Source organism: Nocardia puris (assembly GCF_003315035.1).
GTDB classification, from domain to species: domain Bacteria; phylum Actinomycetota; class Actinomycetes; order Mycobacteriales; family Mycobacteriaceae; genus Nocardia; species Nocardia puris.
This window is the reverse complement of record NZ_QNRE01000010.1, coordinates 1-13887: the sequence shown is the minus strand read 5'-3', so window position 1 is coordinate 13887 and position 13887 is coordinate 1. Positions and strand designations below refer to the sequence as shown.

General features: G+C 66.1%; 10 protein-coding genes. 5 read left to right on the top strand and 5 right to left on the bottom strand.

The features are described from left to right. Positions 1–69: 69 nt before the first annotated feature. A complete protein-coding gene (locus tag DFR74_RS22665) occupies positions 70–1044 on the bottom strand; it encodes a dipeptidase (protein ID WP_067511383.1) in 975 nt (324 codons plus the stop codon). A 147-nt stretch (positions 1045–1191) separates the two neighbouring features. Here DFR74_RS22665 and DFR74_RS22660 point away from each other — a divergent pair, with 147 nt between their 5' ends. Beyond that, on the top strand, positions 1192–1734 hold the full coding sequence (locus DFR74_RS22660; protein WP_067511382.1) for an AMIN-like domain-containing (lipo)protein: 543 nt from the start codon (positions 1192–1194) through the stop codon (positions 1732–1734). 42 nt (positions 1735–1776) lie between these two features. Beyond that, positions 1777–3843: a prolyl oligopeptidase family serine peptidase gene (locus DFR74_RS22655; protein ID WP_067511381.1), complete on the top strand. Its 2067-nt coding sequence runs from the start codon at positions 1777–1779 to the stop codon at positions 3841–3843. A 57-nt stretch (positions 3844–3900) separates the two neighbouring features. Here DFR74_RS22655 and DFR74_RS22650 read toward each other — a convergent pair whose 3' ends face one another. Then, positions 3901–4500 carry a TetR/AcrR family transcriptional regulator gene (locus DFR74_RS22650; RefSeq protein WP_198161803.1) on the bottom strand — a complete coding sequence of 200 codons (600 nt, stop codon included), beginning with the start codon at positions 4498–4500 and terminating at the stop codon, positions 3901–3903. A gap of 124 nt (positions 4501–4624) precedes the next feature. Here DFR74_RS22650 and DFR74_RS22645 point away from each other — a divergent pair, with 124 nt between their 5' ends. The 3 genes from DFR74_RS22645 to lpdA all read left to right on the top strand — a co-directional run bounded on the left by DFR74_RS22645 (position 4625) and on the right by lpdA (position 8254). Beyond that, positions 4625–5653: a saccharopine dehydrogenase gene (locus DFR74_RS22645; RefSeq protein WP_067511379.1), complete on the top strand. Its 1029-nt coding sequence runs from the start codon at positions 4625–4627 to the stop codon at positions 5651–5653. Beyond that, complete coding sequence (locus DFR74_RS22640) at positions 5650–6672, top strand: saccharopine dehydrogenase family protein (protein ID WP_067511378.1); 1023 nt, start codon at positions 5650–5652, stop codon at positions 6670–6672. The genes DFR74_RS22645 and DFR74_RS22640 overlap by 4 nt, the downstream gene beginning before the upstream one ends. A 178-nt stretch (positions 6673–6850) precedes the next feature. Continuing rightward, on the top strand, positions 6851–8254 hold the full coding sequence (gene lpdA / locus DFR74_RS22635) for a dihydrolipoyl dehydrogenase (protein WP_067511377.1): 1404 nt from the start codon (positions 6851–6853) through the stop codon (positions 8252–8254). 700 nt (positions 8255–8954) lie between these two features. Here lpdA and DFR74_RS22630 read toward each other — a convergent pair. The 3 genes from DFR74_RS22630 to DFR74_RS22620 are packed head-to-tail and all read right to left on the bottom strand — an operon-like array spanning position 8955 to position 13640. Then, positions 8955–10178, bottom strand: a complete 1224-nt coding sequence (locus DFR74_RS22630; protein WP_084537920.1) for a DNA adenine methylase — start codon at positions 10176–10178, stop codon at positions 8955–8957. 45 nt (positions 10179–10223) lie between these two features. After that, positions 10224–11633 carry a hypothetical protein gene (locus tag DFR74_RS22625; RefSeq protein ID WP_147265883.1) on the bottom strand — a complete coding sequence of 470 codons (1410 nt, stop codon included), beginning with the start codon at positions 11631–11633 and terminating at the stop codon, positions 10224–10226. 3 nt (positions 11634–11636) lie between these two features. Further along, positions 11637–13640 (bottom strand): ATP-binding protein, encoded by a 2004-nt coding sequence (locus DFR74_RS22620; RefSeq protein WP_067511374.1) that lies wholly within the window; start codon positions 13638–13640, stop codon positions 11637–11639. Between the last annotated feature and the right edge of the window lie 247 nt (positions 13641–13887).

Here is a 13887-nt window from a genome sequence, read left to right as displayed (position 1 = left end):
CGTCGTGCTCTTCGAGTCGAATTGATCACCGCTCGATCGTAGAACGTGTTCTAGTTCCGGTGGGCCGAATCAGCCGCGCCAGACCTGTTTCGCGACGCGCAGGAAGTTCCCGCCGAACACCGCCGCGATCTCCGCCGGCGTGAACCCGCGCGCCGCCAGCACCTCGTCCAGGCCCGGCGCCGAGTCGGTGCCGATCAGATCCTCCGGCGGGGTCCATTGCAGCGGGCCGTACTTCGTGTACTCCTCGGAGAACGCTTCGGGGTGGGCGGCGATCTCGGCGTTGAAGTCGTCGCCGTCGAAGGAGTAGTCCGAGCCGATGCCGACGTGGTCGATGCCCACCAGTTCCGCGCCGTACTGGACGTGGTCGGCCATCGCCTCCACCCGCTCGACGCTTTCGTCGGCGCCGTTGCGCCCCAGGAAGATTCCCACGCCGTTCACCCCGATCACGCCGCCCGTCTCCGCGCACGCCCTGGCCTGCTCATCGGTGATATTGCGCGGATGGGCCCACAGGCCCGCGAAATTCGCGTGGCTGTAGATCATCGGCACCTGCGTGCGCGCCGCGATGTCCAGGCCGGTGCGCCGCGAGCAGTGCGCGCCGTCGGCGAACACGCCCGCCTCGTTCAGCGCGCGCACCAGATCCTTGCCGTAGGCGGTCAATCCGGTGTCGTCGGTGTCCAGGCAGCCGCAGCCCGCGGCGTTGGCGTGGTTGTAGACCGGCAGCAGCGAGCGCACGCCCAGTTCGGCGAACACCTCGACGTTGGCCAGGTCGCCGCCGAGCGGGCGGGAGTCCTCCAGATCGAAGGCCAGCGCGATGGTGTCGGGGTCGCCGAGGTCGTCCACCCCGTCGACGAGACGGAATCGTCCGTCCACCAACGCATCCCGCCGGAACTGGCGCACCAGCGCCAGCGCCCGCTCGGTGTCGTGCAGCGAGTACCCGACGTTCACCGACAGGTACGACCCGCGCGGGTACCGGGCGAGCTCGGCGATGTCCGCGCTCGGCAGCAAGGGCAGACAGCAGTGCTGTTCCCATAAGAAGGGTGCCACGGCGGACTCCTCGGGTGTTGTCTCGGATCTTTGATCCTACGAAGCCATCGATCCGAGACGGTTCCGCGACACAACCGTGCCTAACACCGACTTTCCGCCGGCCGATGGACCAGGTGATCGACCATTCTCTGCCGAAGGCGGTGCGACGTGCGTCGCGTACTCGTCCTGATCTCCGCGCTCGCGACGACACTGGGGCTCCTGCTCGTCCCCGGTGCCGCCGGCGCGTCTCCCTACTGCGGCCTGGTCTGGGGCTCGCTCGACAAATCGGTGCCGAAGCATTCGGCGGCCACGGTGACCGGGGTGCGCGCCGGCCGTCACGACTGCTTCGACCGGCTCGTCGTCGATCTCGCGGGCCCCGCGCCCGGCTATCACGTGGCCTACACCGACGCGGTCACCAAGGACGGCTCGGGCGAGCCGGTGCCGCTGCGCGGCGGGGCGTTCCTGGTCGTCACCGCGCACGCGCCGTCCTACGACCACGCGGGCCGCGCCACCTATTCGCCCGCCGACCGGGCGGAACTGGCGGCGGTCGCGGGGTACGCGACCTTCCGCCAGGTCGCGTGGGCGGGCTCGTTCGAGGGCAGCACCACGCTGGGGCTCGGGGTGCGGGCCCGGCTGCCGGTGCGGGTGTTCACCCTGGACGGGCCGGGCGCCGGGTCGCGGGTCGTGATCGACGTCGCACACTTCTGGTAACCGCGCACGCGATGTGACCGAGGCTGGGCAACAATGTGGAGCATGACCGGCGCCCCACAGAACGTGACCGACCCGTACCTCTGGCTCGAAGAAGTGACCGACGATCGGGCCCTGGACTGGGCTCGCGCCCACAACGAGGTGGTCGGACGGCGCTTCGCCGCCACCGAGCGGTTCACCGAACTGGAGCGGCGGATCCTCGACATGCTCGACACCGACACCAAGATCGCCTATCCGGGCCGGCGCGGGCAGTGGCTGTACAACTTCTGGCGCGACGCCGCGCACCCGCGCGGGCTGTGGCGGCGCACCACGTTCGCCGAGTACGCCAAGGAGTCCCCGGAGTGGGACGTGCTCATCGACCTGGACGCCCTGGGCGCGGCGGAGAGCGAGAACTGGGTGTGGGGCGGCGCGGCCGTGCTGCGTCCCGAGCAGTCGCGCGCGCTGATCAGTCTGTCGCGGGGCGGCGCGGACGCCAAGGTCGTGCGCGAATTCGACCTGGAGACAAGACAGTTCGTCGACCCGTCGGAGGGCGGCTACTACCTGCCGGAGGCGAAGTCGGAGATCCGCTGGATCGATATCGACTCGGTGTATGTGGGCACCGACTTCGGGCCCGGCTCGCTCACCGACTCCGGCTACCCCCGCATCGCGAAGCGCTGGCTGCGCGGCACGCCGCTCGCGGCGGCCGAGACGGTGTTCGAGGGCGAGGCGACCGATGTGGCAGTCTCGGCGGGCTACGACCGCACCCCCGGCTACGAGCGCCACTTCGTCGGGCGCGCAACGGATTTCTTCAACGAAGAGGTGTACCTGTTCGAGGAGGACGGGTCGCTGCGGCACCTGGACGTGCCGACCGACGCGAGCGAATCCTGGTACAAGGACTGGCTGCTGATCCGGTTGAAGTCGCCGTGGGAGGTGGGCGGCGTGAGCTACCCGGCGGGCGCGCTGCTCGGCACCGATTTCGCCGCCTTCCTCGACGGCGAGCGGGATTTCGACGTGCTGTTCACCCCCGACGCGCACACCTCGCTGCACGGGTACGGCTGGACCGAGAACCACCTGCTGCTCATCACCTTGCAGGACGTGCAGACCAAACTGCACGTGCTCACCCCGGGCCCGAACGGCTGGGCCGTGGAACCGCTGGCCGACGCGCCGCCGATGGCCACCACCAGCGTGATGAACCTCGACCCGCTCGAGGGCGGCGACGAATTCATGCTCAATACCAGCGGATTCACCACCCCGGCCACGCTGCTGGCGGGTTCGGTCGGCGGCACCACCACCCGGCTCAAGCAGGAGCCCGCGTTCTTCGACGCCGAGGGCGTGGAGACCGAACAGTTCTTCGCCCGCTCCGACGACGGAACGCGGGTGCCGTACTTCGTGATCCGCCATCGCGACCACGACGGCGCGCCCGGCCCCACGGTGATGTCGGGCTACGGCGGTTTCGAGGTGTCGCGCACCCCCGCCTACAGCGGCGCGTCGGGCATGGGCTGGCTGGAGCGTGGCGGCACCTGGGTGATGACCAATATCCGCGGCGGCGGCGAGTACGGACCCGAGTGGCACACGTCGGTGCAGAAGGCCAACCGGCACAAGGTCTATGAGGACTTCGCTGCGGTCGCCAAAGACCTTGTGGCGCGGGGCATCACGACGCCGCGCCGGCTCGGCGCCGTCGGCGGTTCCAACGGCGGCCTGCTCATGGGCGTGATGCTGACCCGCTACCCGGAACTGTTCGGCGCCATCGTCTGCCAGGTGCCGCTGCTGGACATGAAGCGCTACCACCTGCTGCTGGCGGGCGCCTCCTGGATGGCCGAGTACGGCGATCCGGACAAGCCGGAGGAGTGGGAGTACATCTCGAAGTACTCGCCGTACCAGAACGCGCGCGCCGACGCCGACTATCCGCCGATCCTGATCACCACCTCCACCCGCGACGACCGCGTGCACCCCGGGCACGCCCGCAAGATGGCGGCGCTGCTGGAGGAGCAGGGCCACACCTTCTGGTACCACGAGAACATCGAGGGCGGCCACGGCGGCGCGGCCGACAACAAGCAGATGGCCTTCCAGGCCGCGCTCATCTACGAGTTCTTCACCCAGATGCTCATGGAGGGGCGCACCGGGGAGGAGTGAAAACCACGGCGCCGACGCGGCTTACGCCGCGTCGGCGCCGAATTTCGCTGGGGGGATTCAGTTCTTCGCGTCGATGCCGCCGACGATCAGCGCGGTGAGGTTGTCGATCGCGCGCGCCTCCCCGAGCAGTCCGCGCGCGATCCGCTGGGACAGCGCCTCGGCGGCCCCGATCAGGCCCACGCACCGCACGTGCAGTTCGCCGGCGGGCAGTGCCGAGAAGGGCGCCAGCGCGTCGCGGAGGATCTCGATGCAGCGCTCCACCAGTTCCTGCTGGACGGCGGCCATCTCCGCGTTGCCCTTGAGCGCCGCCGAGATCGCGTGCCATTCCGGGCCTGCCGTGATGTGGCAGGTCAGGTAGGACACGCTGATCACGCGCGCCACCGCGGCCAATTCCCGCGGCGCGTGCGCGAGCGCCTCGGTCATATCGGCGGCCTGCCGGTCGTCGATGCGCTTGTACAGCTCGATCAGCAGGCCCGAGCGGGTGCCGAAGTGCTCGTAGGTCACCGGTTTGCTCACGCCCGCCCGTTCGGCGAGCACGCCGAGGGTGAGCGCGTCGGCGCCCTGTTCGCCGATGATCGCCAGCGCCGTTTCCAGGAGTTGTTCGTGCCGTTCGGCTTTCGGCATCCGCTTGCTCGGCGGCCGGGTGGGGGCTGTCACAACGGAACCTCCTCATCGGACTTGACTGCAGCGCCTTCTCGTTTATAACCTACTATCCGTAACCTACCAATCGTAGGTTACGGATAGTAGGGACGATGCGTCCCGCGAGGTAAGGAGTTCGGCCATGTCCAACAGCAACGATCCGGTGCTGATCATCGGCGGGTCCGGGGTGGTGGGGTCGCTCACGGCGCGCCAGCTGCGCCGGTTGCATCCCGGCCTGCCGCTGGCCATCGGCGGGCGCGATCTCGCCCGCGCCGAAGCGGTCGCCGCCGAGGTGGGCAACGCCGTCGGCGTCACCGTCGACCTGGCGCGCCCCGACCTGGGCCTGCCCGCCGACGCCGCGTTCAGCGCGGTCGCCGTCTTCGTCAAGGACGCGACCACGAACTCGCTGCGCTACGCGCTCACCCACCGGCTGCCCTACATCAGCGTCTCCACCGGCACCTACGAGATCGGCCCCGAGGTCGCGCTGCACATCCATCACCCCGGCCGGTCCGCGGTCGTGCTCGGCAGCCACTGGTTGGCCGGCGCGGCGATCTTCCCGGTCCTGAAGCTGGCCGCCGACTTCGAGCGGGTCGACGACATCCGCATCGGCGTGGTGCTCGACGGCCAGGACATGGGCGGACAGGCCGCGGCCGACGATTACGAGCGCCTCACCACCGTGGCGCCCGCCGCGCTCACCATTCGCGACGGCAAGGTCATCTGGGTGACCGGCGACGAGGCCGCGGCCACCGTGCGCAGCGTCGACGGCGTCGAGCTGGAGGGGCAGGCGTACTCGCCGTTCGACATCATCGGCCTGCACGCCGCCACCGACGCGCGCGACATCCGGCTCGACTTCGCCTTCGGCGATTCGGCCAGCACGCGGCGCGGCGAACCGTTCTCCACGGAGATCATCGCCGACCTGTCCGGTGTCAGGAAGGACGGCACGCGGGCGCGCGTCCACGCCGAGATCGTCCACCCGCAGGGGCAGGCCCCGCTCACCGCGCTGGGCGTGACGCTGGCGGTGGAGCGGCTGATCGGACTCGACGGGCGGCCCGCGCCCGAACCGGGCCTGTATCTGCCCGAAAACATCTTGGCGCCGGTCGATTTCGTGCGGCGCATGGAAGAGTTCGGCGCCACCGTCGCGACCAGCTCGGACGAGGCGGTGTCGGCATGACGAACCAGGCTCCCGTTCTCCTGCTCGGCGGCACCGGCAGTCTCGGCTCCCGCACGGCCCGGTTGCTGCGCAAGCTCCACCCCGACCTGCCGATCACCCTCGCCGCCCGCAATATCGACCGGGCCGAGGCGCTGGCCGCCGAAATCGGCTATGCGACAACCACAACCGTGGATCTGGATCGCGCCGATCTCGGGCTCGGCGCGGACCCACGGTTCGGCGTGGTGGTCACGGCGGTGCGCGACCGGTCGCCGAACACGCTGAAATTCGCGCAGGCACAGGGGATTCCGTATCTCGCGCTGTCGGACGGCGTGTTCGAGATCGGGCCCACCGTGGCGCACCACCTGCACAACCCGGCCGTGCCCGTGGTGCTGCTCGGGCACAGCGACGGCGGTGTACCCCTGGTCGCCGCACTGCATTTCGCGAAGGAGTTCCGCATCGTCGACGCGATCGAGATCGGCCTGCTGTTCGATCCGGGTGATCCCTTCGGGCCCGTCTCGGCGGTGGATCTCGAGCACATCCAGCGCGTCGGCCCGCTGCCGCTGATCGTGCGGGACGGCCGCTGGCACTGGACCGGACCGGAATTCGCCACCCGCCGGTTCGCCGGCGTGGACGGCACCGAGTACGAAGGTCACGCGGCCGGCCTGCTCGACGTGCTCAGCCTGGGCGCGGGCAGCACCGCGACCTCGGTGCGTATCGACCTGGCCGAGGGGTTGTCGACTACCTCGCGCACCGGGGGAAGCCCGTCGCACGAGGCGGTCATCGAGATCGAAGGCGAACACCGCTCCGGCGGGCGAGGCCGATTCCGCTATGAGATCGTGGACCCGGAGGGGTACGCGTCGCTGAGCGCGCGCGGCATCGCCTTCGCCATCGAGCGGCTGCTCGGGCTGGATGGGCAGACGCCGCCGGCGCCGGGGTTGTACCTGCCGGAGACCCTGGTCGACTCGCCACGGTTGCTGGACGGGTTGCGGGAGTTCGGCGTGTCGGTCCGGGTCGACGAGCGGCTCACCCAGCCGGTGTGAGTGCAACACCGCCCACGGCGCCGTCCGCAATCCGGAGACGCGCGCCCCGATTGCCCGTCAATAGCTGTTGCGTATGAAACGGTCTCGTTCGCCGGATCGTCACCGCCCGCCGTCGCCGATCTCACCGATGCGGGGGGACGGTGGGTGAAGTCGGGGCGGCGGAGTTAGGCTCGGTGGCGTGACTTCTCACTATGATGTCGTCGTCCTCGGCGCTGGTCCCGGCGGATATGTCGCCGCTATCCGCGCCGCTCAACTCGGCCTGCGAACAGCGATCGTCGAGCAGAAATACTGGGGCGGTGTGTGCCTGAACGTGGGCTGCATCCCGTCGAAGGCGCTGCTGCGCAACGCCGAACTCGCGCACATCTTCACCAAGGAGGCCAAGACCTTCGGCATCTCCGGTGAAGCCAGTTTCGACTTCGGGGCCGCGTTCGACCGCAGCCGCAAGGTCGCGGACGGCCGCGTCAAGGGCGTCCACTTCCTGATGAAGAAGAACAAGATCGACGAGTTCGACGGCAAGGGCACCTTCGTCGACGCGAACACGCTGTCGGTCGAGCTCAGCAAGGGCGGCACCGAGACCGTCACGTTCGACAACGTGATCATCGCCACGGGCACCGTCACCAAGCTGCTGCCCGGCACCCAGCTCAGCGCCAACGTGGTCACCTACGAGGAGCAGATCCTCACCCGTGACCTGCCGGGTTCGATCCTCATCGTCGGCGCGGGCGCCATCGGCATGGAGTTCGGCTACGTCCTGCGCAACTACGGCGTCGACGTGCGGATCGTCGAATTCCTCGACCGCGCGCTGCCCAACGAGGACGCCGACGTGTCCAAGGAGATCACCAAGGCGTACAAGAAGCTCGGCATCACCATCACCACCGGTGCGGCCGTGCAGTCCATCGACGACGACGGCAGCAAGGTGACCGTCGCCATCAAGGACAACAAGTCCGGTTCGGTGGAGACCGTCACCGTCGACAAGGTGCTCCAGGCCGTCGGCTTCGCGCCCCGCGTGGAGGGCTACGGCTTGGAGAACACCGGTGTGCAGCTCACCGACCGCGGCGCCATCGCGATCGACGACTACATGCGCACCAACGTGCCGCACATCTACGCCATCGGCGACGTCACCGCCAAGCTCCAGCTGGCGCACGTCGCCGAGGCGCAGGGTGTGGTGGCGGCCGAGACCATCGGCGGCGCCCCCACCGTCACGCTCGGCGACTACCGGTTCATGCCGCGCGCCACCTTCTGCCAGCCGCAGGTCGCCAGCTTCGGCCTCACCGAGCAGCAGGCCCGCGACGAGGGCTACGACGTGAAGGTCGCCACCTTCCCGTTCACCGCCAACGGCAAGGCGCACGGCCTCGGTGACGCCACCGGCTTCGTCAAGCTCATCGCCGACACCAAGTACGGGGAACTCCTCGGCGGCCACCTCATCGGCCCCGACGTCTCCGAACTCCTCCCGGAGCTGACCCTGGCCCAGAAGTGGGACCTCACGGTCAACGAGCTGGCGCGCAACGTGCACACCCACCCCACGCTCAGCGAAGCCCTCCAGGAAGCGATCCACGGCCTCGCGGGCCACATGATCAACTTCTGAGCACCGTCCTCGCCGGATCAGTCGATGCATACGCGACAACTGATCCGGCGAGAACATGGGTAACTCCATGTGCTCACATGGGCCTAGCGCGTGATCGGTATCGTTGTCAAGGGCTCCCGGCGTTGGATCGCGTTGGCGGTATTGGCCGTTGAACTGCGGAAACAGCACGATCCCGCCCTGCGGTCGTGGCGCTCATGGTTACTGGCGTTGGCGTGCGTGGACGCTGTTGGCTGGCGTGGGACATTAAATGGCGTGATTGATGGCAAGTCGCGCCGTGTGGTCAGCAACCGGGTCGGCGGTCTTGGATGAGGGGCTGACAACGCGGGGGCGACCCTAATCAAGATCAGGTCGCAGGTTCGAGCCCTTGGCAGGACACGCAAAACATGGGCAACTGGAAAACGCCTGGTCATCGTGGGTGCGTATCCCGTCTGAGACCCAGGGTGCTCCATTGTCAAGCGGCGGCCGCAGCCGTCGCGGTCAGCCTATCCGGCGGGATGATTCCAGGCATCGCCGACGGCAACTCAACAGGTGGTCGAGCCGCAGCATTCGCGGCAGCGACGCGGCCCGCCTCGATCCCCGCACTGATCATGGTTGCATTCCCTCGGGTCGCAGGATCATCCCGCCAGGGTTCGCCCCGGTTCGGGCGCTGTCCGATTGCGCTTGTTCGCCGAGATTCACCAGGGAAGTCAGCAGGATATCCCTACTTTGGAGGGCCCTGGAGGACTCGCAGCTCGTCGTCGATCGGAACGGTTGCCGGTGGGAGGGTTGTTATCAGCAGCTCCTCGGCAGATCGCTTTCCGACTCGGCCCGCCGCCGAGTATCGAGTGCTGACCAGGCGCTTGCTGATCCGCCAGCAGCGCACGCCGAGTACCTCGCGGTCAGCGCGCGACGGCGTCATTTGGTCGCGGGCGTACAGCCACTCGCTCTCGGTGAGCAATGGGTGGTCGTCGTAACTGAGCAACCACCGGAACTGTGCCTTCGTTCTCAGGTAGTCAGCAAGGCTGAGGTGGAGGGTGTAATCGCTGGGCCGGGCTGACCCAAGTCCATCTCCGCCGTAGCCCCCGAGGGGATCAAACGAGGCCCGGTACAGGTGCGATGCCTTCTCGACGTAGGGCGGATCCAGGTAGGCGACCACCCGTGAGGGAAGTAGTTGTGGGTAATACTCGGGAACGTCGTCCAAAGTCTGGCGCCAGTCCTTGCACCACACGTCGACAAGGCGGCCCGTGTTGTAGAGGTGGCCGATATATCGGATTCGTTCTGCGAGTGCATCAGGATTCCAACGGCAGCTGATGGGGTACGCGCTGGTCTGAGCTCGCCCGCCTATGGGCCCTGCTTTGCCGTGCAGGATACCCGAGAAGGTGGTCCGATTGAGGAACAAGCACTGCGTCGCGGTGGCCAGCCGACGGCTACGTCGAGCCATCCTCGACCGGGGTGTCCAGGTACGCCAGTAGTCCCATCGTTCAACGGCCTTCTGGCCACCGGCCCGGACGTATCGCTTCCACTCGTCATGCATTCGATCGACCAGTCGCTCGGTGTCATCGGCTGCGGTCTGCCAGAATGCGGTGACTAGGGGGTCGGCATCGGCGAGAAGTATGCGCTCGACGGTGCCGTCTCCGATCATGCGCAGTGATGCTGACGCGCCTCCCGCGAACGGCTCGACGAGGAGGTTGATTTCGGGCACTTCCCGTGATCGCTTCGCCGATGTAATCACTCGCCCGATGACGGGCGCGAGTGAGGACTTGGCCCCGGGGTAGCGCAAGGGCGATTGGTAGCGGCCGCGGGCGAGGTCGTGTGCTACTGGCTCCAACTCTGCAACCAGCGGACGCGCCTCAGCGTTGATCGCTTCACTGGAGCCGAAAAGATTTGCGCCCTGGGCGAGTTCGCGAGCGACGAGGTTGGCTGGCGGCAAGATCAATGACGGCATAGTGGTATTTTGCCGGACAGCTGAACGTTCGGGCACACCGTCCGCCTACCTGGTGAAGTAGGTCGGTGGTTTTACCGCCTGGAAGTCGGATCTCAGTCCCGGAATGTTCTGCTGCGCCATCATGGTCAGCACAGATCGTCCGACACCCAACGGCAGCGCGGCAGCCGAGTGCGCAAGGGCGACGGGTATGACCGCGTGCTGATACATCCGCGTTCTGAGCGAGTCCAGAACCTCGCAGATCAGGCGCAGTGTCGGGTACGCCTTCCAGCCCTCGACCTCGATGCCTCCATCGTAGGGTGCAAATCCTGCTGCTGGCAGGACCGTGATCACCAACGGATCGCCGGCACGCGTGCGATAGATAAAGCGCCGACCGTAGAACTCGTCCTCACCGTATTGATTTGTCTCCGCCCTTCCCAGGACGCGGTTGATGTAGCTGGTCGGGAGCCGCATGACTTGACCAACCGGGATCAAATCCTTGATCAGCTCGGCATGTTCGACAAAGGCCCCCTGCTTCTCGATGCCTACCATGAGCGGAGCCGCCAGCCCCTGTTGCACGCACCAACCACTCAGATCGCTGAGATGTTCCTGGAACCGTCGCTTGAGCGGGGCCAAGGGCCCATGGAGTGCTAGCGGACCATCGGTGATGAAGATCGTATGCCGCAGCACATCGGGCGCGGTATCAGCAAAGAAGTTCAAGTAGCACAACGACATCAGGCGCTCAGCTGCTGTCATGACGCGCCCGAGCGGCTCGAAGTTCGATCCCTCGACCTTGTACTCCTCATGTGTGCGGAGCACATCCGCGAGAAACAAAGGCATCTTGCACGACGGGCAGGACCCGCCGGTGTGGGTAACGGTGAGGGTTGACGCGCCCGCAGCCTTGAGCCCACAACTAGGGCAGACCCGTAGTTCAATCTGACGGGCAGGAGCATCACGGGTGCCATGCAAAGCCAAAAGTCCATCAGCGAGCGTCATTTCGGTGCTCGAGTCGAACCGCGCGCTGCCAAGGAACTCATCGAGCTCGGCGCGCCAGGTTTCGACACCGCTCAGGCCGGGGCGCGCGAGCTGGGAGCCTGGGAGGGCAACGTCGAACGCATACTCGCTGTGGGCTTGCCGGACGTCCTGCGGGTCAATGTATCGGACACGGGCAAGTTCTCGGAATACGTCCAGTCGAACCATTGATCCCGCGACCCGGAGGTAGCCAACCTTAACGGTGGGGTGGTCGCGGGTGGCCTCAACCTCAGTGTCCGAACCGTCGACCGTGATCGAGTAGTCGACATCGCCAGGGTTTCCGACCATGGGGAGTTCTTCGAGCGGAGCGCAAAGCGCGCCGATGTCATCATCGCTGGTGGGGCGAGCGCTAGTGATGGCCCACCGTTCAAGGGCATCCTTGACGGCCTTGTTGCGGGCTGTACCGACGTGCCCCAGACGGGAGGCTTTCTCTCCTGGATAGGGCATCGACTACTCGCTTTCGGCCTGAACATCCACGGCCGCGAGACCAGCAGCTTTGCGAGCACCGTTGACCATACTGTGGTCGAACTTGGCGATTTGCACCGGCACGATGTACTTGCCGGAGTAGGTCTTCATCCGGACGAAGCCGACATCCTCGGCTCGAATGATGCTGGGTGTCCAGACCTTGAAATCATAGTAGTCCGCCAACTCTCGCGTCTCATGGCCGGAGTTCAGATGGGCGATCAGCCAATTCGAAGTGTTCGACAGGATTCGCTTGTCGACGGAGGTGACCTCCTGAGTCGCGTAGATCAGTCCCATCCGGTACTTGGAAGCCTCCTTGGACAGCCGCACCCAAGGGTCGTCGGCCACGTCGCGCCCGCCGCGTTCGAACAGGTTATGGGCTTCTTCGACGATGATCTGCATGTTTATCGGCTCGTGGTCGGCCCGGAATCGTTCCCCTGCCCGGTTCAGGAGGTGACTGACAATCCGCTCCGACATGACCTTGGCCACTTGGTCGTTGCCGCTGGAGAGATCAACAATGGCCAGCCGACCGGCAAGCATGTCCTGCCACAGATGTTCACTGACATCTCCAGCGGATTGGGCACCATGGAATGCACGGATGGATCGGATCGCGGCGGTCACACCCGTGTACTTGTAGACACCGTACAAAGCACTGAAGTGGCACTTCTCGGTTTCGTGCCACTTGGGGAAGTCGTCGGGGTGTTCGCCCACCCATTCCGCCAGAGCCCGCGCCCCGGAGGGCGATTGCACGCGATAGCTTCCAGCCCGGCCGGCCTGTGCAGCAGCGCCGGGATTCGCGGCGATGAAGGCGTTCATCGATGCCGCCGGAGCGGCAACGGTGAGGTTCTGTGGTAGCGAGTCGCCATGGAAGCCGCATTTGGCCAGCAGACCGTAGAACGCGACCAGTGCCCAGCCCCATCGACTTTTCGCGCTGTGGTCATTGGTCTCGGGTTCGGAAAGTACCGCAGATCGGAAGGTCTTGCCGTAGTTCGTGTTTACTGTCGCGGTGGCCTCGCTTACCAGGCTCCAGGCGGCTTCCAACACCTCACGGTCGTAGAAGTTGATCCGAAGTGACTTCTCGCGGCTGTCTGACTGGCTCGGCTCCACCTTGTATATCCGGACCGTGCTGTCGTCGTCCCCCAGCAGGCGAAGCCCAGTACCGTCTTGCCTGTTGACGTTGGCGTATTCACCCTGAGGGTCGAAGATCAGCTGACCAATGGCCCGGTCGTGCTCCGAGCCATACCGATGGACTGCGGTGACCAAAGTCTTGATCGTGTTAGACTTTCCAGTCCGGGTCATGCCGAAGACCGCAGTTTTACGGCCGATGAAGTCCGAAACGTCGATGCGGACCTCGGCCTGGTCGGTGCCAGCGATCAGCGCTTTCCTGCGAGTCGCAGCGAATCGAACTTTTCCGATAGGCAAGGAATCGCGAGCCTCGGTCGGCTCCGGGTACGAACTCAGCCAGGACAGAACCTCCGTCGAAGGCAGGAACACCTGATAGCGAGCAGATACCACAACGTTGTCGATATCGGCGCCGTACTCGATCCGGGCCTCTCGATCGTCAGTCTCGGTATAGAACGTGCCGAGCACCTCGCAATCGAATGCGGACTGCTGCAGCTCGTTCCGAGTGAGCACGTCGGTGACATCGTCGAATCCGACGCCCGACGCACCAGCGTCACGAACAACCGCCAACCGAGTTTGGATCAGCTCCGACTCGTTGGGCAGCGGTGCCGTCCCACGCACTCGGAGCAAAATGATCTCCTGATCCTCGAGAATGAACCCGGAGTCGGTGTTATCGCCCGCAACCGCGAGTAGGAATCCGCCCCGGGGCACGCCGCCCGCCTCGCGCTTCTTGAAGTCGTCGGTGAGGACAACCGCAGAATCATAGTCGAGCCTGAAGATGCCCCCGACCGGTAGGCACCCCCTGTTGATCAGCGCGGTGAGCGGCTTCTTCAGCTCTACGTTGCGCCGAACTTCGTCCCCAATGCCCATCCCGTGGCACTCCAATCGTCAGCCGCGCGCGGCGCGGCACCTTCATCATGGCTTCACTCCGAGTTGCTCGAACGTTACACCCGATCACCGACGAACTGGGATATCAATCCCCCCAATGGTATTCGCATGAACGTGAACAAGCGATAGCTAGCCTAGTACTCCAGCCGGACTTTGTGATCGATGATGCTGCTGGTCAGCGGGCTGGACGTGGAGTGGCCACCGCGTGATCATGTTGTGTTTGTGTGTG

Coding starts and splice junctions, on each gene's coding strand:
- DFR74_RS22645 (WP_067511379.1), top strand. CDS start 4,625: ATGTCCAACAGCAACGATCCGGTGCTGATCATCGGCGGGTCCGGGGTG.
- DFR74_RS22640 (WP_067511378.1), top strand. CDS start 5,650: ATGACGAACCAGGCTCCCGTTCTCCTGCTCGGCGGCACCGGCAGTCTC.
- DFR74_RS22620 (WP_067511374.1), bottom strand. CDS start 13,640: ATGGGCATTGGGGACGAAGTTCGGCGCAACGTAGAGCTGAAGAAGCCG.
- DFR74_RS22630 (WP_084537920.1), bottom strand. CDS start 10,178: ATGCCGTCATTGATCTTGCCGCCAGCCAACCTCGTCGCTCGCGAACTC.
- DFR74_RS22655 (WP_067511381.1), top strand. CDS start 1,777: ATGACCGGCGCCCCACAGAACGTGACCGACCCGTACCTCTGGCTCGAA.
- DFR74_RS22625 (WP_147265883.1), bottom strand. CDS start 11,633: ATGCCCTATCCAGGAGAGAAAGCCTCCCGTCTGGGGCACGTCGGTACA.